Here is a 24885-nt window from a genome sequence, read left to right on the forward strand (position 1 = left end):
CCCCTGAAGGAATCTTCGTCATGACATCAATTACCCCGTTCCCCACTGAACGCACAGTGGTCCTGACCGGAGCCGCGTCAGCCCGCGGCATCGGCCGGGCCGCCGCCGACCGCCTGGCCAGCGAGGGCTGGTCGATCGCAATCCTGGACATCAATGCCGAGGACGCCAGCGCCGCTGCCGCCGAAATCGGTTCCAACCGTGCGGTCAAGGCCATCGGCGTCGGTGCGGACGTCTCCGACGCCGCGTCGGTTGACCAGGCCATCACCGAGATCGAGGGCTCGCTGCCCCCGATCGTCGCGCTGGCCAACCTGGCCGGCATCAGTTCCCCGACGCCGTTCATGGACACCACGGTCGAGGAATGGGACAAGGTCTTCGCCATCAACATGCGCGGGTCCTTCATCGTCTCCCAGCGCGTACTCAAGGGGATGATCGAGCGCAAGCTCGGCCGGATCGTGAGCATCTCCTCGATTTCGGCGCAGCGGGGCGGGGGCACCTACTCAAAGGTCGCCTACAGCGCCTCCAAGGCCGGGATCATCGGATTCACCCGCGCCCTGGCCCGCGAGGTGGGCGAGTTCGGGGTCACTGTCAACGCCATCGCCCCCGGCCCCATCGACACCGACATCATGGGCGGCACCCTGAGCGAGGAACGCAAGGCGCAGATGTCTGAGGGCATCATGATGGGTCGGGTCGGCAGCCGCGAGGAAGTGGCGGCCCTGATCGCCTTCCTGCTCGGCCCGGACGCCGGTTACATCACCGCGGCCACCTATGACATCAACGGCGGCCTCCAGGTCTCCTAACCCGCACGCACCCCCGTTGCGCCAGCCTTTTGGGCCTTAAGATCCCGGAATGGCCACCAAGAGGGACAGCGCAACGGGGGAGCTTGGCCACGGTCTAGGCTGGCTCCATGAGCGCCGCCCGCAGCCTTCACCCCAGCCCCCGCACGTTGGAGGTCGAGAGCCTTGCCGGTTTCGACCAGCTGGTCGCGGCGGGGGCCCGCAGCATGCACGGCTGGCATGTCCAGTCGCTGGACCTGCGGGGCCGGCGGGCACAGCTGGAGGCGCTTGACGCCCAGGGCGCGGTCTTCCTGGGCTGCAGGTTCGACCACGGTGTGGAGGATTTGCTGCGCGGCCGGGGCGCCCTCATCTTTCCCCGGCTCACGGCCGTGCCGTTCAACCCCTACCGCGGGCAGCTGTACACACCGCAGGAACTCTATGCCGGGATCGCCACCTCACCCTACGAGGACACGCTCGACGCGCGGGTGTACCAGTGGAGCATCCGGCCGGGGCAGCGCCGCCGGCTGGATGCGACCCTGGCCGCCGCCCTGCATGACCATTCGATCGGCGTGGCCCTCGACGAACTGGCCGGCACCTATCTTCGCGCCGGCCGCACGATGGTGGGGGTCATGGGCGGGCACATTGCCCGCCGCGGCACCGCCGTCTTTGAGGGAGCCGCGCTGCTGGGCCGGCTGCTGGCCCGCAGCGGCCGGGTGGTAGCCACGGGCGGCGGCCCCGGCGCCATGGAGGCCGCGAATCTTGGCGCCTTCCTCAGCGAAGCCCCCGAGCCGGACTTCCGGCGGGCCCTGGCCGACCTCGCGGCGGTGCCGTCCTTCCGCCCTTCGGTGGCCGCCTGGGCGCGGACGGCCGCGGCGGTCGCCCGACGCCACCCGGAGGGTGTGCCGTCGCTGGGGATTCCCACGTGGTTCTACGGTCATGAACCACCGAACTTCTTCGCCACCCATGTGGCCAAATACTTCGCGAATGCCATCCGGGAAGCCATCCTGCTTGAACTGTGCAACGGCGGCATCGTCTTTTTGCCGGGTTCGGGCGGCACGGTCCAGGAGATCTTCCAGGACGCCTGCGAGAACTACTACGCCGCTCCGGAAACCGTCACTCCCATGGTCCTGGTGGGGCACGAGCACTGGCTGCGGCGATTCCCGGCCTGGCCCCTCTTGCAGCGCCTGGCGTCGGGGCGCCGGATGGAGGGAAGGATCTTCCTGGTCGATACGGTCGAAGAAGCCCTTGAGGCGCTGGAGCGCTAGCGGGTCAGAGATCCTTGCGGCACTGGGCGTGGCCGAGCTCGTAGAGTCCGTTCAGGTCACCGGCGGCAAGCCCGTCCGGGGCTCCGATCTCGGGGTACATCAGCTGGGCCGGGTCATCGACGTGCTCCAGGCCCATCACATGGCCGAGCTCGTGCAGGATCACGGCCGTGGCATAGGCCGCTCCCTCGGCGCGGTCCAGGTCTTCCGCGATTTGCGGGGCATCGAGCTCCAGGCTGCCGGTGACGAAGCTCTTGGGGCCGTCGCCGAAACTGAAGTGTGTGCTGCCGCCCGTGCCGATCACCGGGCCTTTGAGCTGCGGTGCCTGCTCCGGGGTGGTCCAGGCGATCAGCAGCGGCGCCCACCGGTCCCCGTAGCGATCCTTTTGGTAGGGCGCACGTGTGGGTGAGGGGGCCTCGGACGTGGGGCCGTCATTGATGAAGGTGATTCCGGTGGCCTCCGAGATCGTCCGGATCGAGTCGTCCACGAGCCGCTCGGCACCCGGCGGGGCCAGGGCGGCATTGATGACGTAGTGCAGCGGCCGGCACGGCGAGTAACCCACGGGAGTGCCGTCGTCGTTCGTTGCGAGGAACTTGTACGAGGTGCTGGCGGCTTCCGGTTTCCGGGCCGTGCCGAGGGGGTGGTCCTGCTCCTCGAGCCCGGGCGGGGGAGTGTCCGTCCGGTCTTCGCCGGCCGGCACGGCGGGCTGGCCGGATTTCTGGCCCGCCTGCGGCTGTGCCTGCAGGTCACTGCCTGCGCTGTGCCCGGCGTTGTTCCCCGTTCCTCGGGAGACCTCGAAGAGGCCCGTGAACCGGGGATCGCCGTAGACGAGGCCCGCGGTGAGGAAGGCGCCGGCGGCGATCAACGCAGCGGCGGCGAGGTTCCTGATGATCCGCAGAGCGGTGGCTGGCCGGCTGTGCCGAGGTCCGCGGTCCCGAAATTCAGGGCCGTCCACTAGCCAACCACGGCGCCGAAGGCCATGCCCAGCAGGTACGTCACGCCGGCGGCGCCCATGCCGATGGCCAGCTGGCGCAGGCCGCGGGTGGCGGGCGAGGTGCCGGAGAGCAGGCCGACGACGCCGCCGGTGAGCAGCAGCGCCAAGCCGACGAGGGAAGCGGAGACCACCAGTGCGGCGAGTCCAGTCATGCCCAGCAGGAAGGGAATGATGGGCACGATCGCGCCGGAGGCGAAGAAGCAGAAGCTCGACGCCGCCGCGCCCCAGGCGGTGCCGACCGCCTCATGCTGGTCCTCGCTTTCGGGCAGTTCCGGACGCAGGGACAGGCTGGGATCGCAGTCGCAGTCCAGCAGGCCCATCCGCTCCGCGACGCGGTGCTCGGCGGCCTCGCGGGACATGCCGCGGGCCAGGTAGACGAGTAGGAGTTCGTTGTGCTCGATATCGAGCAGCGGCGCCGCCGCCAACGTGATCTGGGTGGGTCGGGTCGCGGCGAGGAGTTCCCGCTGCGACCGCACGGAAATAAACTCGCCGGCCCCCATGGACAGTGCGCCGGCCAGCAGCCCGGCGACGCCGCTGAGGAGCACCACCTGGCTGCCCACGCCTGAGGCCGCCATGCCCATCACCAGGGACAGGTTGCTGACCAGTCCGTCATTGGCGCCGAAGACGGCGGCGCGGAATGTTCCGGCCAGCCGGTTGCGGCCCCGTGTGGCCAGCCCGCGGACCACTTCTTCGTGGATCTGCTCGTCGGCGACCATGGCCGGGGTGGCGAACGATTCGGTGGCGTAGGGGGAGCGGCTCTCCGCCCGCTGGGCCAGGGCCAGGACGAAGACCGAGCCGAAGTGCCGGGCCAGGAAGCCCAGGAAGCGGCTCCGAAGTGAGGCGTGCCGGTCCTTGCCGGCGTGATCGCCCAGCAACTGGAGCCAGTGCGCTTCGTGGCGTCCCTCGGCCTCGGCCAGCGCCAGCAGGATGGCGCGCTCCTCCCCGGCGCGGTTCTGCGCCAGGTCCCGGTAGACGGCCGCCTCGGCACGTTCATCGGCGAGATACTGGCGCCAGCGCTTGATGTCCGCTGCGCTGGGCGCTGCGCCGGCGTCTGTTGCGGGCGACGGGCTCGGTGCGCTGACGGGAGCGGCAGTGGAGGAAACCGCCTCGGGGGCAGCAGAGGCGTGCGGCGATGCGGGACGCGGGTCCGTGTCGCGGACCGAAGAGGGCTGTGTCGGGTGGTGCTGCGAAGAATCGTTGCGGTCCGATTCGGTGTGCTGAGACACGAAAAACTCCTGGGTTTGGTCGGGCATGGTCCGGCCCCATTGCGACTCCAGAGTACCCCGTATTTCCGCGCTTTTCCGGCTGGCAATCCTCAGTGGAAAGTTTAGGGCGGCCGTAACTGCCCCGCTCCGGCGGGGCCGCCCGCGACCGCTTTCGGGCCGCAGTTGTGAGCCCTTGACCGCCCGGGTCCGCGGTGTTCGAATGAAACCCAGGGCGGGCTCCCCGGGGCCCTGCCGCCACCGAAGCCGCATGGAGGTTGCATCATGGATAGCACCGCATCACATCCCATCCAGCCGGCCCGGGAGTCACTCGAGTCCGATCCCGCGTACGACTACGCCGAGGACGCGCCCGTCAGTGATGCCGCGGAGACCGAGGACGAAGAGCTTCTCGAAGAGGCCGACCGGCTCGTTCCCCTGGATGCGGAAGACTTCCTGGGCGACGAGAAGCCGGTGGTGCCCGTGGAAGGTGAAGAATTCCTTGCGCCCGAAGAGAACGAATGAGTGGCCAAAGGCCTTAAAGCCCGACGGCGGTACCTTCCCCTGCGAAGGGGAGGCACCGCCGTCGGGCTTGAGACGCGGAAAGTAAACCAGCGGAACCTAGTGCACCGGAACGGTAATCGATTCGTCCTCGGATGCCTCGCCGGCAACCCGGCGCTTCCAGTTTTTCATGACCGCGGGATCTGTCGGCTTGGTCAGCAGTGATACCGCGATGTAAACGACTGCGGAGGCCGCCAGGCCGAAGTAGATCGGCTCGTTGGCGTAGATGCCGTCCAGCGGTACCTCGGCGTTGATCTCCAGGATGATCATGGTGCCGAGGGTAATGACTGAGCCCACGGCCATGGAGGCCGCCGCTGCGTGACCGGTGCCGCGCTTCCAGACCAGGCCGCCGAGAATGGCCACAAGGAGGCCGCCGACCAGGATGTCGTAGGCGATGGTGAGCGCCGCGACTACGTCCTTGGTGATGACGGCGATGACGATCGCCACGATGCCGAGCCCCAGGACCCACATGCGGTTGGCCTTGACGTCGTGTTCCGGGTTGTCGGTGTCGGCGGTGTTGATGTTCTTGCCGAACCAGCTGGCGACGAACGGCAGCACATCGGCGCGGGCCACGGTGGCGGCAGCGATGAGTGCGCCCGAGGCGGTGGACATCATGGCGGCGACGGCCGCGGCGAGCACCAGGCCGCCGATGCCGATCGGCAGGATCTGCGTGGCGACCTCGGCGTAGACAACGTCCTTGCCGAGGTTGGCGACGTCGATGTCCGGCAGCGCGACGCGGGCGCCGAGGCCGATCAGGGCGCCGGCCGCGCCGTAGAGAATGCAGTAGACGCCGGCTGTAGCGCCGCCCCAGCGGGCTACTGTCGGGGTCTTGGCGGTGAAGACGCGCTGCCAGATGTCCTGGCCGATCAGCAGTCCGAGGGTGTAGACCACAAAGTACGTGATGATCGTCTGGACGCCGATGCCGTCAATCTGGAAGAAGCTGGCGTCAACGCGGGCACGGATGCCGTCGAGTCCGCCGGCGGCGTTGAGGGTGAACGGCAGCATCAGGACGAAGATGCCGACCGTCTTGATGACGAACTGGACCTGGTCCGCCAGGGTGATGGACCACATGCCACCGATGGTCGAGTAGACCAGCACGATCGAGCCGCCGACGGCGATGGCGAGGGCGCGGTCCCAGCCGAAGAGCACCACGAAGATGGTGGCGTACGCGCTGGTGGAGGTGGCGCACAGCATCAGCGTGTAGGCGAGCATGACGATGCCCGAGGTCTGCGTGGACTTGGTGCCGTAGCGCAGGGTCAGCATCTGGGAAACCGTGTAGATCTTCAGCTTCTGGATGGTGGGGGCGAAGAGCAGGCTCAGGAGCAGGACGCCGGCCCCGATTGCGACCACGAGCCACATGCCGGAGATGCCGAACTTGTAGCCCAGGCCCACGCCGCCGACGGTGGAGGCGCCGCCAAGCACAACGGCGGCCATGGTACCGGTGTAGAGGAACGGGCCGAGGCGGCGGCCGGCGACCAGGAAGTCGCTATTGTTCTTGGTGCGGGACTTGCCCCACCAGCCGAACGCCAGCATGGCGGCCAGGTACACCACCACGATTGCGATGTTGACGAAACTTGCGTCCATTAAGGGCTCCTCGGAGCTGGTTGGCAGCGGTTGCGCATTGCCGGGCCTCAACAGTGTGTTCGGCAAGGCTGCTGCTGCGTGAAGTTGGTTGGAGGAGGATGTCCATCGGAATCTCTCCGGTATTGCCCAATAGGCAACACATGTTGCCCAAAAGAGTATGTTGTGACCCCGGTAACAGTCAAGGCGCAGCGCGTGCCGCCGCCGCATCCGCGTCACGAAGGCCCGCTCCCGCTAGGATTGCTCCAATGATGGGGCCAAGCGGCCAGCCGTGAAAGGTTCCTAAATGAAGGCTCTACCAGTTGAACCGAGCAACGTTCCCGTTGCCATCGGTTCGCGGATCCGCGCCGCCAGGCAGTCCCAGCGGCTCACCATCGAACAGGTCGCAGACGCCACCGGCCTCACCAAGGGCTTCCTGAGCCGGGTTGAGCGGGACCTCACGTCGCCCTCGGTAGCCTCCCTGGTGACGCTGTGCCAGGTTCTGTCGATCTCAATCGGCGACCTCTTTGCCGCCCCCGAAACGCACCTCACGAAGCAGAATGAGGGGCCCCGGATCTCCCTCGGCGGCGAGGGCATCGTCGAGCGGCTGCTGACCGCACGCTCCGAGCGCCGCGTCCAGATCATCCAGGCCGTGATCGAGCCGCGCGGGCGCGGCGAGTCGGAACTCTATGCCGTGGACTGCGACGTCGATGTCCTGCATGTGGTCAAGGGGAGCATCCGCCTGATCCTCACGAATGAGGAATTCGAGCTCAGCACCGGCGACACTGTTACGTTCCCCGGCCGGGAACCCCACACCTGGGTCAATCCCACCGACGACACCGTCGAGGTGTTGTGGGTGCTGGTACCCGCCGCCAGCCGCTGACGGCAGGACCGCAGTCACCGCAAAAGTAGCCACCGCAAAAAGTATCCACACGGCGCAATGCGCAGATACAACAGGACGTGCGGAAGCCGTCCGCGTCATCAACTGGGGGATCCATGAACCGCAACAACGTCTTTCTGTCCCTGGCCCTGGCCGTCGCGCTCGCGGCCGCCCTTGGCCTGAGCGCGTGCGCCGCTGGGGGCCAGCGGGCCGGCGAAACGGCAAGCGGCCCCGCCCGTGAAACCGCGGCCCCGGCGCAGCAGGAATCCGGCGCGGCCGCCACGACCGCCTCCGCCGCCACTTCGGCCCTGCCATCGCCCGCCCCGAGCGCCTCCGCTACGCCCGTCCCGGCCGCGCCCACGGCCACGGCCAGCGCGGTGGCCGGCGTGAAAACCTTCACCTTTCCCGACGGGCACCTCTCCTTCTCCTATCCAAGCGTTTGGTCCGTCCGGTTGGTGGGCTCGCCCGGGAACGCGGCCAAGCTGCGGGGGGTGCAGGCAGTCGTCGCCGACGCCACCGGCAACGAACTGGCTTCCGTCACCAGCAGCACCAGCGCCAGCAACGCTTCCGGCCCGGTGGCCCGCACTGTGCTGGACACTGCTCCGGTGCCGGGGCTGAAAGATGTGGACGGCGAACAGTTGGCCTTCGGCTTCGCGTTCGATTCCCTCGCCGACCAGTCGGATTTCCACATGAGCGTCCGCAAGCAACGCGACTTCGCGCCAGCGGTCGCTGACTCCGGCTCCGCCTACGTCAGCTTCGCCAACGGCGGGGCGGAAGCCAAGGTGCTCTTCGGCAGCCCGGCGTTTGCCTCCGTCGACGCCGCTAAAGCCTGGATGACCACGGAGCAGTACAGCCAGCTCAAGCGCCTGCTGCTCACCCTCAAGTACAGCTGACCCCGCGTCGGGCCGTGGTGAGATGTACGTCACATCCCGGCAATCTGCCGGAAACCGCAATTTAATGCCCGGAGCCGGCACGTAACGTGCCCGCAAGAATGGGAAAGCCTTCCCGAAACACGCCGTGAGTAGCGTCAACTGCGGGGGGACGTCCGTCAGTCCCAAACGTCACATGGTCTCGCCGCATCGGCGCCCTCGGAGCGCCGGCACTCGAGGAAGGCTCCCGCTATGAAGTTCTCTGTGCTTGCAGTAGGAATGGCAACGGATCCGCAGGTCCTTGACCCCGGATCGACCGCGTGGATGCTCACGGCATCCGCCCTGGTCCTCCTGATGACCCCCGGTCTTGCGTTTTTCTACGGCGGGCTCGTCAGAATGAAATCCGTCCTCAACATCATGATGATGAGCTTCGGCGCCATGGGCGTGGTGGCCGTCGTCTGGGCCCTGTGGGGCTATGGCCTGGCTTTCGGCCCGGATGCGTTGGGCGGCTTCGTCGGGGATCCCTTTACCAACTTCGGCCTGAGCGGGCTGACCACCAGCATCGGCTCCAAAGCGGCAGGCCTGCCGGACATGATCTTCGTCGGCTTCCAGGCCACGTTCGCCATCATCACCGTCGCGCTGATCAGCGGCGCGGTGGCCGAGCGCGTCAGGTTCGGCCCCTGGCTCCTCTTTGCGGCCCTTTGGGTCACGCTCGTTTACGCGCCGATCGCGCACTGGGTCTGGGGCGGCGGCATTTTCGGACCCACCGGCATCATCGGCAGCAAGATCTCGGCCCTCGACTTCGCCGGCGGCACGGTGGTCCACATGAATGCCGGCATTGCCGGACTCATGCTTGCCGTGGTTCTGGGCAAGCGGCTCGGCTTCATGAAAGACCCCAACATCCGCCCGCACAACCTGCCGTTCGTGATGCTCGGCGCAGGCCTGCTCTGGTTCGGCTGGTTCGGCTTCAACGCCGGCTCGGAACTCGCCGCCGACGCCACGGCCGCCCTGGCCTGGACCAACACGCTGCTTGCCACTAGCGCCGCCCTGCTGGGCTGGCTGCTCGTGGAGCGGCTGCGCGACGGGCATGCCACATCGCTCGGTGCCGCCTCGGGAGCCGTCGCGGGACTCGTGGCAGTCACCCCGGCCTGCGGATTCATCGACCCCGTCGGCGCCATCCTGATCGGCGTGATCGCCGGAGCCGTCTGCGCGCTCGCCGTCGGGCTGAAGTTCAAGATCGGACTGGACGACTCCCTGGACGTCGTGGCCGTGCACTTCGTGGGCGGCCTGTGGGGGACTCTGGCCCTCGGATTCTTCGCGCTTCCGTCCGCCAAGACGGCCGGCGGCCTGTTCTACGGCGGCGGCCTGGCGCAGTTCTGGCCACAGATTCTCACCGCCCTGATCGTCACGGCATGGAGCGCCGCCATGACCACGCTGATTGGCTTCGCGATCCATAAGAGCATCGGCATGCGCGTTTCCGAGGCCGACGAGCTCTCCGGCATCGATGTGACGGAGCACGCCGAAACGGCGTACGAACTCCTCATGGTCGGCGGCAGCTTCCACCCCGGTGACCCGCACGCCCGGACTGATGCGGCCGAGGCCCATGCGGCGGCCCACGCCGGGACCCAGGCCGAAGCCCCGGCCGGGACCCATGCCGAGACCGGGGCCGAGGCCGAGGGTGAAGCCGTCCGCGGCAGGGTGTCGTCATGAAACTCGTCACGGCCATTGTGCGGCCGGAACGGGTCGCGGCCGTTAGCGCGGCGCTGGAGCGGGCCGGGGTCAACGGCCTGACCGTGAGCCAGGCCAGCGGCTTCGGCCGGCAGCGGGGCCATACCGAGGTGTACCGGGGCGCCGAATACAGCTCGGACCTGCTGCCCAAGGTGCGGCTCGAAGTCCTGGTCGACGAGGGCGCCCTCGGCGCCGTCATGGCGGCCATTGAAGAGGGCGGGCGCACTGGCCGCTTCGGCGACGGCAAGATCTGGATTATCGAGGTGCGCGACGCCGTCCGCGTGCGCACGGGGGAGCGGGGTGCATCGGCCATCGCCTGAAGCGGCTGGTAAACAAATGATGCGCAATACGAAACTTCGAGTGTATGATGGCTGTCACAACCGTCGGTCAATCCTCGAAGGAGAGGCTTCTTTTGGAAGAGCTGCGCATCGAGGCCAATGGCAACCTTGGCCCCATCGATTCATCCCGCGTCCCACGCTACGCCGGGGCTGCCACATATGCCCGCCTGCCGCGCCTGGACCAGGTGGCCAAGGCAGACGTCACGGTGGTCGGCGTGCCCTTCGACACCGGCGTCTCATACCGTCCCGGTGCCCGCTTCGGGGCGAACCATATCCGCGAGGCCAGCCGCCTGCTCCGGCCGTACAACCCGGCTTGGGACGTCAGCCCCTTCGAGAACATCCAGGTTGCGGACGCCGGCGACATGGCGGTCAACCCCTTCAACATCAACGACGCCATCGAAACCATCCAGCAGAACGCCCTGGACCTGACCGCGTCCGGCAGCAAACTCGTCACCCTCGGCGGCGACCACACCATCGCCCTGCCGCTGTTGCGCGCCGCCGCCGAGCGCGCCGGCGGCCCCATTGCCATGCTGCACTTTGATGCGCACCTGGACACCTGGGACACCTACTTCGGCGCCGAGTACACCCACGGCACACCCTTCCGCCGCGCCGTCGAGGAAGGCATCCTGGACACCGAGGCCATCAGCCACATCGGCACCCGCGGTCCGCTCTACGGCAAGAAGGACCTCGACGACGACCACCGCTTCGGCTTCGGCATCGTCACCTCCGCCGACGTCTACTACCAGGGCGTCCTGGAGACGGTCGCCAAGGTCCGGGACAGGATCGGCAACCGACCGCTCTATATTTCCGTGGACATCGACGTCCTTGACCCCGCGCACGCCCCGGGCACCGGCACGCCGGAAGCCGGCGGCATCACGAGCCGCGAGCTGCTGGAAATCATCCGCGGGTTCCGCGGCATGAACCTCGTCGGTGCCGACGTCGTCGAGGTCGCCCCGGCCTACGACCACGCCGAGATCACCGGTGTGGCGGCAAGCCACGTCGCCTACGAACTCGTGACGCTGATGGCGGACCGCGCCGTCGAAGGGGACCGCTTCGGCGCCCCGAACGGCTACGCTGCCCAGGCTCTCGGCCAGGACTCCCACCGCCCCGCCGGCTTCGGTTCCTCGGTGGCTTCGCCGGTGGCTTCGCGATGACCGGCGTGCGCAACGGCGGGGACCTCGTCGTCGAGACCCTCGAGGCGCTCGGCGCCAAGACGGTCTTCGGCATCCCGGGCCAGCACGCCCTGGGCCTGTTCGACGCCATGGGCCGCGGGAACCTGCACTTCGTCTCCTCCCGGGTGGAAAACAACTCGGCATTCGCCGCCGACGGCTACTCCCGCGCCACCGGCGAAGTCGGCGTGCTGTTCCTGTCCACCGGCCCGGGCGCGCTGACGTCCCTGGCCGGGCTGCAGGAGGCCTACGCCACCGGCGTTCCCATGGTGGTCGTGGCCAGCCAGATCCCGTTGGAGGGCCTTGGTGCCCGGCGCAAGGGCATGCTGCACCAGCTCGATGACCAGAAGGCCTCGGCCGCGAACGTCACCAAATCCCAGCGGCTGATCCAGCACGCCTCCGGCATCCCCTCGGCCATCCAGGATGCCTGGACCGAGGCGATCTCCTCGCCGCAGGGCCCCGTGTGGCTCGAAATCCCGCAGAACGTCCTGCTGGACCCCATCATGGTGCCTCCCGTCGAGGACGCCCTCGCCGAAGCGGCCGACAACCCGCCCCGCGTGGAACTGGTCCGCGAAGCCGTGAAATGGCTCTCGACGGCGGAACGTCCCGCCATCATCGCCGGCGGCGGCACCCGCCGCGGCCATGCCGAAAAGTCGCTGCTCTCGATCGCGGAGAAGCTGCGGGCGCCGGTGATCTGCACCCCGGGCGGCAACGGCGCGTTCCCGTGGAACCATGAGCTCTCCCTGCAGTCCTGGATCGAGGACCAGTACATGACGGAGGTGCTCGAAGACGCCGACGTGCTGATCGTCATCGGCTCCTCCCTGGGCGAGGTCACCTCCAACTACTTCACCTTTGAACCGCGCGGCCGGATCATCCAGATCGACGCCGAGCCCCGCGTCCTGGAGTCCAACCGCCCGGGACTGGGCATCCGGGCCGACGCCGGCCAGGCCCTGGCCGCCCTCGACGCCGCCCTGACCGAACCGCACGGCGAACGCGCCGACTGGCACGGCACGGCTCCCGAGGTGCTCGTCAAGGACACCCTGGCCAAGGTCAAGGCCCGGCTCGAATCCCAGGACCTCGGCAAGGAACTGAAGTTCATGGCCGACATCCGCGAGGCCGTTCCCGCGGCCATGCAGACCTTCTGGGACATGACCATCTCGGCCTACTGGGGCTGGAGCTGCTGGGATGCCCGCGACGGACAGTTCCACTCCGCGCAGGGCGCCGGCGGTCTGGGCTTCGGCTTCCCCGCGGCTATTGGCGGCGCCGTTGGGCTCGAAACCACCGGCACTTCCGCCGGCGCAGCTGCCGGACACGCCAGGGTGCTGGCCGTCTCCGGCGACGGCTCGGCGATGTACTCCATCTCCGAGCTCGCCACCGCCAAGCAGCACAACGTCCCGGTCACCTGGCTCATTGTGGACGACGGCGGCTACGGCATCCTGCGCGAATACATGGTCGGCGCCTTCGGCAAGGCCACGGCCACCGAGCTCGCCCGCCCCGACTTCGTCAAGCTGGCAGAGTCCTTCGGCGTCCCGGCCGTCCGGGTGGCCCCGGAGGACGTCGGGGACGCCCTGAAGGCGGGCTTCGCCGCGGACGGCCCCAACGTCGTCGTCGTCGAAACCCTGCTCCAGATGTTCGGCCCCACCCACCTGGCCACGTAGCCGGAAGAACACCCCAGCAGCACTGCTGCACAGCGCGGACCGGCCGGGTCTGCCCCTCACCGCGAGGGGCAGACCCGGCCGGTCCGCGTTTGCTATTTAAGGGTCTTGCGGGCCGCGCGGCACCTCCCACGAGAGAGTTAGTTTCCCGAAGTAACCATTTTCGTATATAGTTGCCTGGGGCAAACAAAAGAGGGGTGTCCATCATGTCAGTTGAATCCAATGCTGCAGCCAGACTCGTCTACCAGATCTTCGATCTCCAGCGCGCGGTCCGCTGCGTTGCCGCCGCCAGCCTGCGCGGGCAGGACACCGGGGTGGCCCTTCAGGGCGTTCTGCGCTTTGTGGGGGAGGGCGAATCCCGGGCCACGCATCTTGCGGAGCGGCTCGGCGTCAGCGCCCCGGTCCTCAGCCGGCACATCGCCGACCTCGAAGAGCACGGCTATGTGGTCCGCCGGCCGGACCCGGAAGACGGCCGCGCGCAACTGATCGCCCTGTCCGCCGCCGGCACGGAGAAACTGCGTGTCATCGAGGACCAGCGGACGGCCACCATCCAGGACCTGCTGCAGGACTGGAGCCAGGACGACGTCGAACTGACGGCGCGCACCCTCGAAAAACTTGCTGAGTCCCTCAGGACCTCAGCCCGGGCAACGACGGCCGGACCCACGAATACGACCGAAATTGTTGAGGAGTAGATATATGGCTAGCCACGCCGCCGCCACAGGGCCGTCCCCGGCCCCGTCGGACGTTCCACAGGGGGCATCCCGCGCGTCCCAGACCGCCGCAGAACCTGTGGCGATGACCCACCGCCAGATCATGGAGGCCCTCACCGGGCTGCTGGCGGCGTTCTTCACCGCCATCCTGAGCAGCACGATCGTCGCCAACGCGCTGCCCACCATCATGTCCGAACTCAAGGGCACCCAGACGGACTTCGCCTGGGTGATTACCGCCGCGCTCCTGGCCAACGCGGCAACCACCCCGATCTGGGGCAAGCTCGCGGACCTCTTCAACAAGAAGGTCCTCGTCCAGCTGAGCATCGTGATCTTCGTGGCGGGCTCCGTTATGGCCGGCCTGTCCGAGACCATCCCGCTGCTGCTGACCGCCCGTGTCATCCAGGGCATCGCCATGGGCGGCCTCACCGCCCTGGCCCAGGCCATCATCGGCTCCATGATCCCGCCGCGCGACCGCGGAAAGTACTCCGGCTACATGGGCGGCGTCATGGCCGTGGGCACGGCAGGCGGCCCGCTGCTCGGCGGCTTCATTGTCGACAGCCCGCTGGGGTGGCGCTGGACCTTCTTCGTCTGCGTCCCGCTCGCCGTGGTCGCGCTCATCCTGCTGCAGGTCACCCTGAAGATCCAGCACGTCAAGCGCCCCGCCAAGATCGACTGGCTCGGCTCCATCCTGTTGACCTCCGGCGTCAGCCTGCTGCTCATCTGGGTCTCCTTCGCCGGCAACCCCGACTACTACGACTGGTGGTCCTGGCAGACGGTCGCCATGGTGGGCGGCGGCGTCCTGCTCCTGGGCCTGCTGGTGCTGGTGGAGTCCCGGGTGGCCCAGCCGATCATCCCGCTCAAGATCATCTCTGAGCGGACCACCGCCCTCGCGATCCTCGCCTCGGTGGCCGTCGGCGTGGGCATGTTCGGCTCCTCGACCTTCCTTGGCCAGTACTTCCAGGTGGCACGTGGGGCCACCCCCACCGAGGCCGGGCTGCTCACGCTGCCCATGATCGCCGGCAACCTCATCGGGTCGGTCGCGTCCGGCATGCTGATCAGCCGTACCGGCAAGTGGAAGCGGTACCTCGTGGCCGGCGCCATCTTGCTGATCGGCGGCCTGGGCCTGGCCGGCAGCATGGACCACACCACTGACCTGTGGCTGACCGGTATCTACACCGCCATCCTCGGCGTCGGCCTGGGCCTGCTGATGCAGAACCTCGTCCTCGCCGTCCAGAACACGGTTCAGGCCAAGGACATCGGCACGGCCAGCGCCTCTGTGGCCTTCTTCCGGTCCGTCGGCGGTGCGATCGGCGTCTCAGTCCTCGGCGCCGTGCTGGGCAACCGGGTCAAGGAGCTCGTCGTGGAGGGGCTGGCTTCGGCCGGCATCCAGGTTCCCGCCGGATCCGCGGGGGCCAGCATGGACCTCAAGGACATGCCGGCACCGATCCGCGACATCATGCGTGCCGCCTACGGCGACGCGATCGCCGAGGTCTTCCTGATCTCCGCAGTCGTCGGCCTCGTGGCGCTGGTGGCCATCCTGTTCATCAAGGAACGCCCGCTGCGCCGCACCGTCGACGTCCGGCCGGAACCCGCCGAAGTCGCAGGGGACGCCCCGGATGCCGGCATGGCCGCGATGGCCGGTGCCACGGCCCCGTCTCTGGGGAACACGGGTTACACCGGGACCACAGGTAACGACGCCGTCGGGGCAGCGCCGTCCGCCGGAACCGGCATCGTTGACCTGGACCGGGAATTCATCGAGGTGCTCAGCCGGGACCGCGCCGAATCCCGCTTCCCCGATGCCGCCCGCCAGCGGACCCGGACCCTGGTGGCCGAGGACCGGCCCGAGGCCGCCGACGTGGTACCTGTCATGCTCCAGACCCAGCGGCTCCTCGCGGAGCAGCAGCTGCTGCTGGCGGACGCCCTGCGCGCCGTGCACGAGCAGGCCGCCGAGCAGCGTGCGATCGCCGCGGAACAGGCCCGGGTTGCCGAGGAGCTTACGGCCCTGCGCCGGCAGCTGGCCAAGCAGCGCAAGATGCAGCGCGCGGCTGCCGACTATATCGCCACCCACGGCCGGCACCGCACCGAGTAGCGCCGGCTCGCAGAACCGGACCGCAGAGGCCCTGCCGCCGCCCAAGGGGCGGCTGCGGGGCCTTCGTGCGGCACGACGGTTGCGGGGCAGACCGCGGCAGCCGCTTAAGTACGCCGTTTGGATGATATTCAGCCCCCGAGGTTCCTCCCGGGTGAGGGATTTCGTAGAGTTGGGTGGCTAAGGCTGTCGGTCCCATGGGCTAGTCTCCAATCAGCTTTCCAATAAACTTCAGTATTTTGCTTTCCCCCTAATTTGGTCTCCCTATAATTCAGTCTTCGTAAGGACTCGTGGGCATGCTCGTTACCCTCATGCGGCGCTATTCCAAGCCGTATCTGCCATACATCGCGGCTGTGGTCGTCTTCCAGCTGGCCTCGACCATCGCGGCTCTGTACCTCCCCAGCCTCAATGCCCAGATCATCGACGAGGGTGTCTCCCGCGGCGACACGGACTACATCTGGCGCACCGGCGGCGTCATGCTCGGCGTCGCGCTGATCCAGGTGGCCACCGCGATCGCCGGCGTCTACTTCGGTTCGAAGGCGGCGATGGCGTTCGGCCGGGACCTGCGCCGCGGCGTGTTCCGCAAGGTGAGCAGCTTCTCGGCGCGGGACGTCAACCTCTTCGGCGCCCCCACCCTGATCACCCGGGGGACCAACGATGTGCAGCAGGTCCAGATGCTCATGCTCATGGCGCTGAACTTCATGGTGGCCACACCCATCATGTGCATCGGCGGGATCTTCATGGCCCTGCGCGAGGACCTTAACCTGTCCTGGCTCGTCTGGGTGTCCGTGCCCCTGCTCGTGGTCGTGGTGGGCTACCTCGTGGTCCGGCTCATGCCGCTCTTCCGTTCCATGCAGGAGAAGATCGACCGGCTCAACGGTGTCCTCCGCGAGCAGATCATCGGCATCCGCGTGGTCCGGGCCTTCGTGCGCGAACCCCACGAGGCCGAGCGCTTCGGCTCGGCCAACCAGGACCTCACCGACGTCTCGCTGAAGATCGGTTCCCTGTTTGTGCTGATGTTCCCCGCCATCGGCATGATCCTGCACATCTCCACGGCCGCCGTGCTGTGGTTCGGTGGCCAGCGCGTCGATGCCGGCGAGATGCAGGTCGGCTCCCTGACCGCCTTCCTCCAGTACCTCCTGCAGATCCTCATGGCCGTCATGATGGGCACCTTCATGGCCATGATGATTCCCCGCGCCTCGGTCTGCGCCGACCGGATCGGTGAGGTGCTCGACGTCGAACCCTCCATCCACGAAGCGCTCACCCCGGTGGCGCCGGCGGCAAAGGCCGGCCGCGTTGAATTCCGCAACGTGACCTTCGCCTACCCCGGCGCCGAGGCTCCCGTGCTCAGCAACATCAGCTTTACAGCCGAGCCCGGACAGACCGTGGCCATCATCGGCTCCACCGGCGCCGGCAAGTCCAGCCTGCTGGCCCTGCTCCCGCGGCTCTACGACGCCGAGTCGGGCGAGGTCCTGCTCGACGGCGTCCCCGTCACCCAGCTGGACCGCGCCGAGATCACGCAGCGCGTGGCCATGGTGCCGCAACGGCCCTACCTGTTCTCCGGAACCATTGAGCACAACCTGCGCTTCGGCAAGCCCGAGGCCACGGACTCGGAACTGTGGGAGGCCCTGACGGTCGCCCAGGCCGCGGAGTTCGTGCGCGAAAAGAAGGGCGGCCTCGCAGCGCGGATCGCCCAGGGCGGCACCAACGTCTCCGGCGGCCAGCGGCAGCGGCTGTGCATCGCCCGCGCGCTCGTCACCGAACCCAAGGTCTTCCTGTTCGACGACTCGTTCTCGGCCCTCGACGTCGCCACCGATGCCAGGCTCCGCCGGGCGCTCAAGGCCAAGACGGCCGATGCCACGGTGATCATCGTCGGGCAGCGCGTGTCCACCATCGCCGATGCGGACCAGATCCTCGTGCTGGACAACGGCAGGATCGTGGACCGCGGAACACATGAGGAACTGTTGGAAAGCTCCAGCACCTACCAGGAAATCGTCGAATCCCAGCTGAGCGCAGAGGCAGTGGCATGAGCACCAACGAGAAAGTCTCCACCACGCCGCCCGCCGCAGCCGGCACGGCCGCGGCCGACACAGACGCAACCGATCTCCTCGACGATGACTTCATCGAAGAGGAGTACACCCCCGGCGAGGCCGACGGCGGCATGTTCGGCGCAGTGCCGGCCAAGAAGGCCCAGCACTTCTGGCCCTCGGCCAAACGGCTCATGGGGCTGCTGAAACCCGAGCGCGCCGGCATCATCGCCGTGCTCGCCATGGTGACGGTCGCCGTCGTCCTCAACGTCATCGCCCCGAGGATCCTGGGCCAGGCGATGGACGTGATCTTCGCCGGAGTGGTCGGCAAGCAACTCCCGGCCGGGGCCACCAAAGAGCAGTTCATCGAAGGACTGCGCTCCCAGGGCCAGGACAACTTCGCCGACATGCTCGCCAAGATGGACGTCGTGCCGGGCGCCGGCATCGATTTCCAGAAGCTCGCGTTCCTCATCAGCGTGGTGCTGGTGATGTACTTCGTCGCCAACATCTTCCTGTGGCTCCAGGGCTATGTCCTCAACGTGCTGGTCATGCGCGTAGTCCGCACGCTGCGCGACGACACCGAGAAGAAGCTCAACAAGCTGCCGCTGAACTACTTCGATACCCGCCAGCGCGGCGACATCCTCTCCCGCGTCACGAACGACGTCGACAACATCCAGCAGGCGCTCCAGCAGGCCTTCGCCCAGCTCGTGAACTCGGCCCTGACGGTCATCGGGATCGTGATCATGATGTTCATCGTGTCCTGGCAGCTGGCCCTGATCGCGCTCGTCGCCCTGCCGCTCTCCGGCGTGGCCGCCGGCATCATCGGCGCCCGCAGCCAGAAACTCTTCGCCGCCCAGTGGAAGAACACCGGCGAGCTCAACGGCCAGATCGAAGAATCGTTCTCCGGCCACGACCTCGTCCGCGTGTTCGGCCGCGACGCCGACATGCTGGCCCGCTTCGACGAGCGCAACGAGGAACTCTACAAGGCCAGCTTCGGAGCCCAGTTCGTCTCCGGCATGATCATGCCGGTCATGCAGTTTGTCTCCTACCTCAGCTATGTCGGGATCGCCGTCGTCGGCGGGCTGCGCGTGGCCTCGGGCAGCATGAGCCTGGGCGACGCCACGGCGTTCATCCAGTACTCCCGCGAATTCACCCAGCCGCTGGGCCAGATGGCCGGCATGGCCAACATGCTGCAGTCCGGTGTCGCCTCCGCCGAGCGGGTCTTTGAATTCCTCGACGCCGACGAACAGGACGCCGAGACCGCCACCGAGCACCTCCCGGCGAAGACCGACGGGCACGTCGAGTTCAAGCACGTCACCTTCAGCTACACGCCGGACAAGCCGCTGATCGAGGACCTGTCCTTCACGGCCGAGCCCGGACACACAGTGGCGATCGTGGGACCGACCGGGGCGGGCAAGACCACCCTCGTCAACCTCGTGATGCGCTTCTACGAGCTCAACTCCGGCAGCATCACCCTGGACGGTGTGGACATCACCCGGCTGAGCCGTTCGGAGCTGCGCTCCAAGGTCGGCATGGTGCTGCAGGACGCCTGGCTGTTCGGCGGAACCATCTACGAGAACATCCGCTACGGCAAGCTGGACGCCACCGAAGAGCAGATCATGGCGGCGGCCAAGGCCACGTTCGTGGACCGCTTCGTCCGGGCGCTGCCGGACGGCTACAACACGGTGATCGACGAAGAGGGCAACAACGTCAGTGCCGGCGAAAAGCAGCTGATCACCATCGCCCGGGCCTTTGTGGCGAACCCGTCGCTGCTGATCCTGGACGAGGCCACGAGCTCCGTCGATACCCGCACCGAAGCCCTGGTCCAGAAGGCCATGGCGGCACTGCGGACGGAACGCACCAGCTTCGTCATCGCCCACCGCCTCTCCACCATCCGGGACGCGGACACCATCCTTGTCATGGAGGACGGGCAGATCGTCGAGCAGGGGCGGCACACCCAGCTGCTGGCCCTGCAGGGCGCGTACTACCGGCTGTACATGTCCCAGTTCGCCGGTGAGGACGCAGACTCTGCCGTGGCGGATTCCGCGGAGGACGCGACGGCGGTGCGCAGCTGAGCGCCGCAGGCCCCGCCGGGGCAGGCACAGCCGCCGGGAACGGCCCCGCTGGGGAAAACACAGCCACGGAGCCCCGGCGCCTTGAGGTGGGGGTGCCGATGCGCTGGAGCGACATGGATGCCTACGGGCACATCAACAACGTCCAGATTGTCCGGATCCTCGAAGAAGCACGGATCGCGGCGTTCGGGCCGCCCCGGGGTCCCGGGCTGCCGGGAACCGAACCGCTGGTGCCGCTCTTCAATGAAATTCCGGAAGGGACGCTGGCGCTCGTGGTCGAGCACAAGATCAGGTACGTCAGGACCCTTGAGTACAGGAACGTGCCCGCCGTCGTCCAGTTGTGGATCGGGGCGGTCAAGGGCGCCAGCTTCGACATCCACTACCTGGTGCAGGATCCCGTCACGCGGGAGGACTGCGTCCGGGCCACGAGCCATCTTGCCTTCGTGGACGAGGCAACCGGCAGGGTGCTGCGGCTGACGCCGGAGCAGAAGGACCGGCTGGCCCCCTACACCCGTGCCCATCCGGTCCCATAGCCTCTATCCCGGTGCTCGGCCCGGCTCCTAGAATGAACAATCCCGACGCATAAGGAGGCGTGGTCGTTGTGAACATGGGCCAGAACATGCACAAGAAGCACACGCGCAAGAAAAAGTGGAACGAACTCTCGCCGATGGCACGGTTCGGCACCATCTCCGCTGCCATCGTCCAACTCTCGCTGCTGGTCGCGGCCCAGACGGACATCAGCCGACGCCCGGCTGCGCAGATCCGCGGCAGCAAGGCCATGTGGCGGCTTGCCACGCTGGTGAATTTCATCGGTCCGGCCTCGTATTTCACCTTCGGCGTGAAGCGCCGGCCCGGCGCGAAATCGGGTCTGCTGCCCGCCCGTCCCTAATCTACTGGCCGGTAGTTTTGGGGCGGCGTTAAATGGGCGCGTTCAGTTTAAGCCTGTAAATTGAACGTATGACCCCAACCAAGAAGCCTGCCCTGCACCGCGCCCTCGGTATCTCCAAGGAGATTGAAGACGCGGCGTGGTTTGTGCTGGGCCCGGGGTTGCTCGGGAAGGCGTCCCCCTTGGACGGCCGCACCAAAACGTGGTCCGTCCCGGCTGCCGCGGAGTTGCTGGAACGCCTCGAACGGGGCGTTCCGGATCCCAAGGCGCCGATGATGACCAACCTGCGCCAGAACCTGGAAGACGCCACCCGCGGTGCGAAGCAACTGGCCGTGGAACTGCTCTTCCTCCAGTCCCTGCCGCTGGCCCACGAGGTCAAGTCGCTGAAGGTCAAGCGGGCCCGCGTCGCCGAGGCGGCATCCTGGCTGGAGCCTGCGCTGGAGCTCCCCGACGAGCTCTACGCGGGCATGACGGACCACGGTGTAATCCGGGACCGCACCGCGGAATTCAACTGGACCATCTGGGACCACCTGAAATGGCTCTGCCGCTTCGTGCAGCACGTCGCACAGCGGCCGGCCCATGTCGTGCAGGCCGCGGTCAAGGATCCGCTGGCCTTCCACCGGCTAGTCGCCGGGACCCCGGATGACCAGCCGGCCATCCGCCGCAGTATTGAGTTCCTGGTCTGGCCCAGCTATTTCGAACCCGTGGTGGCCGATGTCGAACGGCAGGAGATTCGCGACGCTTTCGCTTCCCTCGTGGGCGGGGCCAAGGGGGACAGCGACGAGGACATTTCGGCGGACATCCACCGGATCCGCCTGCACCTGGACCAGCAGGCCGGGCAGCGGATCGACTGGTACTCACGCCAGCTGGTGAGCCAGTGGCGGAAGGTCGGCGATCCCGGCCGCCGCGCCTGGCTCCTGCGCACCCACCACGACAACGCCGAGCTGCTGGGGGAGTGGCGGGACGAGGAAGCGGTGACGCTCGACGTCGAACACCTCCGCCTCCTGGACCCCGGCGTCACCGCGGGGCTGGTCCAGAACGCCGTTGACGAGGACTACAAGCACCTCGGCTACGTGGAGCGTGAGGACACCAAGACCGCAGTCTTCGCCTTCCTGACCGTCATGAAGCCCGGTGACCTTGCGCTCTACCAGAGCTCGGGCAAGGTCCGGATCGGCGTGGTCCTCGGCGAACCGGAACATGCCAAAGACAACCGCCAGCTCCGCCGCAAGGTCCGCTGGTTCGATGAGGAGCACGACGCCACCGGCCTGCCCCGCCACGTGCAGCGCCAGCTGACTACTTCCGGCAACATCGTGGACATCACCCGCGTGATCCAGGCGCTCGAGGCGCTCCTGCCGGCTGAAGCGGAAGCCGAGGACGGCGACGGCGCCGCGCCGGATGCCGCCGTCGAACCGGCTTGTGACGGGTTCCGGCCGCTGACGCCTGAGTTCGCCGCCTCCCTGCACATGGACCTGGAGCCACTGCAGGAAATCGCCGAACTCCTTGAGGAGAACCGGCAGCTGGTGCTCTACGGTCCGCCCGGAACCGGCAAGACGTACCTCGCCAAACACCTCGCCGCCGAGCTCGCCGGCGACACTACGGACGAGCGGGTCAAACTGGTCCAGTTCCACCCGTCGTACGCCTACGAGGATTTCTTCGAGGGCTTCCGCCCGGACAAGACGGACGAGGGACAGGTGTCCTTCAAGCTCGTGGCGGGACCGCTGCGCCGGCTCGCCGAGGAAGCGGCCAAGCCCGGGAACGAGAGCAAACCGTACTTCCTGATCATCGACGAGATGAACCGGGCCAACCTCGCCAAGGTGTTCGGTGAGCTGTACTTCCTGCTCGAATACCGCGACGACCGCATCTACCTGCAGTACAGCCCCAACGAGCCGTTCACCCTGCCGGACAACCTTTACATCATCGGCACCATGAACACCGCGGACCGCTCCATCGCGATGATGGACGCGGCCATCCGGCGGCGCTTCTCCTTCATCGAGCTGCACCCGAAGACGGAACCCGTGAAGGGCTCGCTGCTGCGCTTCCTCCAGGCCCGGGACCTGGACACGACGCCGGCCCTGCTGCTTGACGCTTTGAACGACGCGATCGACGAATGGGACCGCGACCTCATGATCGGGCCTTCCTACTTCATGAAGAAGTCCGCGCAGACGCCCAAGGGCCTGAGCAGAATCTGGAAATACGAGCTCATGCCGTTGCTGGAGGAGCACTATCACGGGCAGCTCAACCGTGCCCAGCTCGAGGAACGGTTCGGACTGGAACAACTCCTGGGCCGCCTGGCGCATGCCTAGGCTGGCCGGGGACGCCGTAGCGCTGGACCGCAATGCCTCGGACCGCGGAGCTGACCGCAGTTCGTCGGACGGCACGGCCTCGGACCGACGGGCGTCATCCGGAGCCGGCCCGGCCGGGCGCGTTTCATCAGGTCGCGGTTCATCAGGTCGGGGTTCATCCGGACGCGGCGGCGCGGCGGAGGCCTGCCGGCACATTGTCCTCGACGAACTCTCCGTCGGCGTCGTGGAGCGGCTTGATCCGGACACTGCCGCCTACGTCAACGCCAGCGGCCTGGCGAAGGCCTCGCCGATGGGCATGGGTCTGTACCGGGTCGAACCTGTGGGGACCGTCGGCTCGGTGCGCACTCCCGCCGTGCAGCTGGAGGTGCGCCCAAAGGGTCGGCTCGGGCTGAGCCGTTTGCTGTTCCTGCTCGGCTACGCGGGGGACCAAGGGTTCCGGGACGAATCTGTCGCCGCGGTGGAGCATACCGACCTTTGGAGCGCCCTGGCCGAATCCCTGGCGCAGCTCGCGGACCGGGCGCTGAGCCGCGGCGTACTGCAGGGGTATCTCATGGTGGAAGAATCCCTCCGGACCGTCAAGGGCCGGATCCGGATGTCGGACCAGATCTCCCGCCGGCCCGGCATGCTGGTGCCGCTGGAAGTCTCCTATGACGAGTTCACCGAGGACATCGCGGAGAACCGGATTCTGCGCGCCGCACTGGAACGGATGTCCCAGGTGCCGCGGGTACGGCCGGAAGTCTTGAGCCGCCTGCGCCAGCTCAAGGGAAAGCTCGACGCCGTGACGCGCCTTCAGTCCGGCGCGCCGCTGCCGCAGTGGCGGCCCAGCCGGATGAACACCCGCTACCACGCCGCTCTCCGGCTCGCCGAACTGATCCTGCGGAACGCGTCGGCGGAGGCTGGCGACGGCAAGCAGCAGTCAGCGTCGTTCGTGGTGGACATGGCAAAGGTGTTCGAGGACTTCGTGGGAACAGCCCTGCGCGAAGCCATGGCCGCCTACCCCGGAGAAATGCGGTTGCGCTACAACGCCCTGCTAAACGAGGCCGTCCGAGACTCGGACCGCATTGTGGTGCAGCCCGGTGCCGTCCACTTCCTCGGCGGCCGGCCCGTGATGGTGTACGACGCCAAGTACAAGGCCGCGGCCGACGTCGGCGCGTCCATTTCGGGCGACCACTACCGGATGCTGGCCTACTGCACATCCTTGCGCGTGCCGACGGCGTGGATCGTTTACCCGGGAGCCGGGGAAATCAAGCTGCGCCGAATTCTCAATACCGACATCGACATTGTCGAGTTCCCGCTGGATCTGTCGCTGCCGCCGTCGGAAATCCTGGCCGCGGTCGCAGATCTTGCCCAGCAGTCCTGGGGCGAGGTGCTCCGGCAGGCCAGTATCGACCGGTCCGCCGGCTAGGCGGATTCCTGCTGGTCGGCCACTGTCCGCAAATGTTCCAGGAGTGCCTTTTCCGGCTGGCCCGGGTTGTTGGCGACGTGCCACTGGAGTTTCTCCCGCACGTCAGCTTCTTCCGGGTTGGTGCCAGCCAGAACCTCATCAATGATCGAGGCCGCCTGCCGGCGCAGCGGCTCCAGATCCGGGTTCGCTCCGCGGAACGGGCGGAGCCGGAGGCCGCGGAGCCTTGTGTGGCCGAGGCGACGGAACGGCAGAACCGTGGGGTCTGAATCTGCGGGGCTGTAATCTGTGGGACTGGAATCTGTTGGCGCAACAGCCGTTTCGGGCTGGTCGTTGGACATCAGCAAGTGCGGCATCGTGCGCTCTCCCGTGTTTGCAGTACGCGTTGGTACTGACCGAATAATGCCTATC

Annotated in this window: 21 protein-coding genes; 17 read left to right on the forward strand and 4 right to left on the reverse strand. The window is 67.5% G+C overall.

The genetic code is table 11. The features are described 5' to 3' along the window. Positions 1-20 precede the first annotated feature (20 nt). Entirely contained in the window at positions 21-797 is a 777-nt protein-coding gene (locus B5X90_RS04895) for an SDR family NAD(P)-dependent oxidoreductase (protein ID WP_079550397.1), read from the forward strand. A 107-nt stretch (positions 798-904) separates the two neighbouring features. Continuing rightward, entirely contained in the window at positions 905-2038 is a 1134-nt protein-coding gene (locus B5X90_RS04900) for an LOG family protein (RefSeq protein WP_079550399.1), read from the forward strand. Between the two features lie 4 nt (positions 2039-2042). Here B5X90_RS04900 and B5X90_RS04905 read toward each other — a convergent pair whose 3' ends face one another. Both B5X90_RS04905 and B5X90_RS04910 read right to left on the reverse strand, forming a co-directional pair. Further along, a complete protein-coding gene (locus tag B5X90_RS04905; protein WP_256860050.1) occupies positions 2043-2990 on the reverse strand; it encodes a matrixin family metalloprotease in 948 nt (315 codons plus the stop codon). Further along, positions 2990-4255, reverse strand: coding sequence for a VIT1/CCC1 transporter family protein (locus B5X90_RS04910; RefSeq protein WP_256860051.1), 1266 nt, complete (start codon positions 4253-4255; stop codon positions 2990-2992). Before B5X90_RS04910 ends, B5X90_RS04905 begins: the two co-directional genes overlap by 1 nt. 261 nt (positions 4256-4516) lie before the next feature. On the opposite strand from B5X90_RS04910, the gene B5X90_RS04915 reads away from it, so the two are divergent. Beyond that, positions 4517-4753, forward strand: coding sequence for a hypothetical protein (locus B5X90_RS04915; protein ID WP_079550403.1), 237 nt, complete (start codon positions 4517-4519; stop codon positions 4751-4753). A gap of 96 nt (positions 4754-4849) precedes the next feature. On the opposite strand, the gene B5X90_RS04920 is transcribed toward B5X90_RS04915, so the two are convergent. Beyond that, positions 4850-6373 carry a sodium:solute symporter gene (locus B5X90_RS04920; RefSeq protein WP_079550405.1) on the reverse strand — a complete coding sequence of 508 codons (1524 nt, stop codon included), beginning with the start codon at positions 6371-6373 and terminating at the stop codon, positions 4850-4852. Between the two features lie 283 nt (positions 6374-6656). Here B5X90_RS04920 and B5X90_RS04925 point away from each other — a divergent pair, with 283 nt between their 5' ends. The 14 genes from B5X90_RS04925 (at position 6657) to B5X90_RS04990 (ending at position 24477) form a co-directional block, all read left to right on the forward strand. Beyond that, a complete protein-coding gene (locus B5X90_RS04925) occupies positions 6657-7232 on the forward strand; it encodes a helix-turn-helix domain-containing protein (RefSeq protein WP_079550407.1) in 576 nt (191 codons plus the stop codon). 113 nt (positions 7233-7345) lie between these two features. Further along, entirely contained in the window at positions 7346-8122 is a 777-nt protein-coding gene (locus B5X90_RS04930) for a hypothetical protein (RefSeq protein ID WP_079550409.1), read from the forward strand. 228 nt (positions 8123-8350) lie between these two features. After that, on the forward strand, positions 8351-9808 hold the full coding sequence (locus tag B5X90_RS04935; RefSeq protein WP_079550411.1) for an ammonium transporter: 1458 nt from the start codon (positions 8351-8353) through the stop codon (positions 9806-9808). Next, entirely contained in the window at positions 9805-10146 is a 342-nt protein-coding gene (locus B5X90_RS04940) for a P-II family nitrogen regulator (protein WP_079550413.1), read from the forward strand. Before B5X90_RS04935 ends, B5X90_RS04940 begins: the two co-directional genes overlap by 4 nt. 92 nt (positions 10147-10238) lie before the next feature. Continuing rightward, positions 10239-11318, forward strand: coding sequence for an agmatinase (gene speB, locus B5X90_RS04945; RefSeq protein WP_079550415.1), 1080 nt, complete (start codon positions 10239-10241; stop codon positions 11316-11318). Then, on the forward strand, positions 11315-12991 hold the full coding sequence (locus tag B5X90_RS04950; RefSeq protein WP_079550417.1) for a thiamine pyrophosphate-binding protein: 1677 nt from the start codon (positions 11315-11317) through the stop codon (positions 12989-12991). The genes speB and B5X90_RS04950 overlap by 4 nt, the downstream gene beginning before the upstream one ends. A 203-nt stretch (positions 12992-13194) precedes the next feature. Next, on the forward strand, positions 13195-13680 hold the full coding sequence (locus B5X90_RS04955; RefSeq protein ID WP_079550568.1) for a MarR family winged helix-turn-helix transcriptional regulator: 486 nt from the start codon (positions 13195-13197) through the stop codon (positions 13678-13680). A gap of 103 nt (positions 13681-13783) precedes the next feature. Beyond that, entirely contained in the window at positions 13784-15787 is a 2004-nt protein-coding gene (locus tag B5X90_RS04960) for an MDR family MFS transporter (protein ID WP_079550419.1), read from the forward strand. 293 nt (positions 15788-16080) lie between these two features. Continuing rightward, entirely contained in the window at positions 16081-17814 is a 1734-nt protein-coding gene (locus B5X90_RS04965) for an ABC transporter ATP-binding protein (RefSeq protein ID WP_079550421.1), read from the forward strand. After that, positions 17811-19886 (forward strand): ABC transporter ATP-binding protein, encoded by a 2076-nt coding sequence (locus tag B5X90_RS04970; protein ID WP_079550423.1) that lies wholly within the window; start codon positions 17811-17813, stop codon positions 19884-19886. Before B5X90_RS04965 ends, B5X90_RS04970 begins: the two co-directional genes overlap by 4 nt. 98 nt (positions 19887-19984) lie before the next feature. Then, positions 19985-20416: an acyl-CoA thioesterase gene (locus tag B5X90_RS04975; RefSeq protein ID WP_079550425.1), complete on the forward strand. Its 432-nt coding sequence runs from the start codon at positions 19985-19987 to the stop codon at positions 20414-20416. 59 nt (positions 20417-20475) lie between these two features. Then, on the forward strand, positions 20476-20772 hold the full coding sequence (locus tag B5X90_RS04980; RefSeq protein ID WP_079550427.1) for a hypothetical protein: 297 nt from the start codon (positions 20476-20478) through the stop codon (positions 20770-20772). 68 nt (positions 20773-20840) lie between these two features. After that, positions 20841-23072: an McrB family protein gene (locus tag B5X90_RS04985; protein ID WP_079550429.1), complete on the forward strand. Its 2232-nt coding sequence runs from the start codon at positions 20841-20843 to the stop codon at positions 23070-23072. Then, the gene (locus B5X90_RS04990) at positions 23065-24477 is read left to right on the forward strand and encodes an McrC family protein (RefSeq protein WP_256860052.1); all 1413 of its coding nucleotides are present in this window, start codon (positions 23065-23067) and stop codon (positions 24475-24477) included. Before B5X90_RS04985 ends, B5X90_RS04990 begins: the two co-directional genes overlap by 8 nt. On the opposite strand, the gene B5X90_RS21555 is transcribed toward B5X90_RS04990, so the two are convergent. Then, positions 24474-24830 (reverse strand): hypothetical protein, encoded by a 357-nt coding sequence (locus tag B5X90_RS21555; protein WP_256860053.1) that lies wholly within the window; start codon positions 24828-24830, stop codon positions 24474-24476. The two genes, B5X90_RS04990 and B5X90_RS21555, sit on opposite strands and share 4 nt — an antisense overlap. Positions 24831-24885 lie beyond the last annotated feature (55 nt).

The sequence above is a fragment of the Arthrobacter sp. 49Tsu3.1M3 genome (assembly GCF_900168135.1).
In the GTDB taxonomy this organism is placed as follows: Bacteria; Actinomycetota; Actinomycetes; order Actinomycetales; family Micrococcaceae; genus Arthrobacter.

What these genes read in the sequence shown, in the direction of transcription:
- B5X90_RS04895 (WP_079550397.1), top strand. Translation starts at nt 21, where the DNA reads ATGACATCAATTACCCCGTTCCCCACTGAACGCACAGTGGTCCTGACC.
- B5X90_RS04900 (WP_079550399.1), top strand. Translation starts at nt 905, where the DNA reads ATGAGCGCCGCCCGCAGCCTTCACCCCAGCCCCCGCACGTTGGAGGTC.
- B5X90_RS04915 (WP_079550403.1), top strand. Translation starts at nt 4,517, where the DNA reads ATGGATAGCACCGCATCACATCCCATCCAGCCGGCCCGGGAGTCACTC.
- B5X90_RS04920 (WP_079550405.1), bottom strand. Translation starts at nt 6,373, where the DNA reads ATGGACGCAAGTTTCGTCAACATCGCAATCGTGGTGGTGTACCTGGCC.
- B5X90_RS04925 (WP_079550407.1), top strand. Translation starts at nt 6,657, where the DNA reads ATGAAGGCTCTACCAGTTGAACCGAGCAACGTTCCCGTTGCCATCGGT.
- B5X90_RS04930 (WP_079550409.1), top strand. Translation starts at nt 7,346, where the DNA reads ATGAACCGCAACAACGTCTTTCTGTCCCTGGCCCTGGCCGTCGCGCTC.
- B5X90_RS04935 (WP_079550411.1), top strand. Translation starts at nt 8,351, where the DNA reads ATGAAGTTCTCTGTGCTTGCAGTAGGAATGGCAACGGATCCGCAGGTC.
- B5X90_RS04940 (WP_079550413.1), top strand. Translation starts at nt 9,805, where the DNA reads ATGAAACTCGTCACGGCCATTGTGCGGCCGGAACGGGTCGCGGCCGTT.
- B5X90_RS04950 (WP_079550417.1), top strand. Translation starts at nt 11,315, where the DNA reads ATGACCGGCGTGCGCAACGGCGGGGACCTCGTCGTCGAGACCCTCGAG.
- B5X90_RS04955 (WP_079550568.1), top strand. Translation starts at nt 13,195, where the DNA reads ATGTCAGTTGAATCCAATGCTGCAGCCAGACTCGTCTACCAGATCTTC.
- B5X90_RS04960 (WP_079550419.1), top strand. Translation starts at nt 13,784, where the DNA reads ATGACCCACCGCCAGATCATGGAGGCCCTCACCGGGCTGCTGGCGGCG.
- B5X90_RS04965 (WP_079550421.1), top strand. Translation starts at nt 16,081, where the DNA reads ATGCTCGTTACCCTCATGCGGCGCTATTCCAAGCCGTATCTGCCATAC.
- B5X90_RS04970 (WP_079550423.1), top strand. Translation starts at nt 17,811, where the DNA reads ATGAGCACCAACGAGAAAGTCTCCACCACGCCGCCCGCCGCAGCCGGC.
- B5X90_RS04975 (WP_079550425.1), top strand. Translation starts at nt 19,985, where the DNA reads ATGCGCTGGAGCGACATGGATGCCTACGGGCACATCAACAACGTCCAG.
- B5X90_RS04985 (WP_079550429.1), top strand. Translation starts at nt 20,841, where the DNA reads ATGACCCCAACCAAGAAGCCTGCCCTGCACCGCGCCCTCGGTATCTCC.
- B5X90_RS04990 (WP_256860052.1), top strand. Translation starts at nt 23,065, where the DNA reads ATGCCTAGGCTGGCCGGGGACGCCGTAGCGCTGGACCGCAATGCCTCG.
- B5X90_RS21555 (WP_256860053.1), bottom strand. Translation starts at nt 24,830, where the DNA reads ATGCCGCACTTGCTGATGTCCAACGACCAGCCCGAAACGGCTGTTGCG.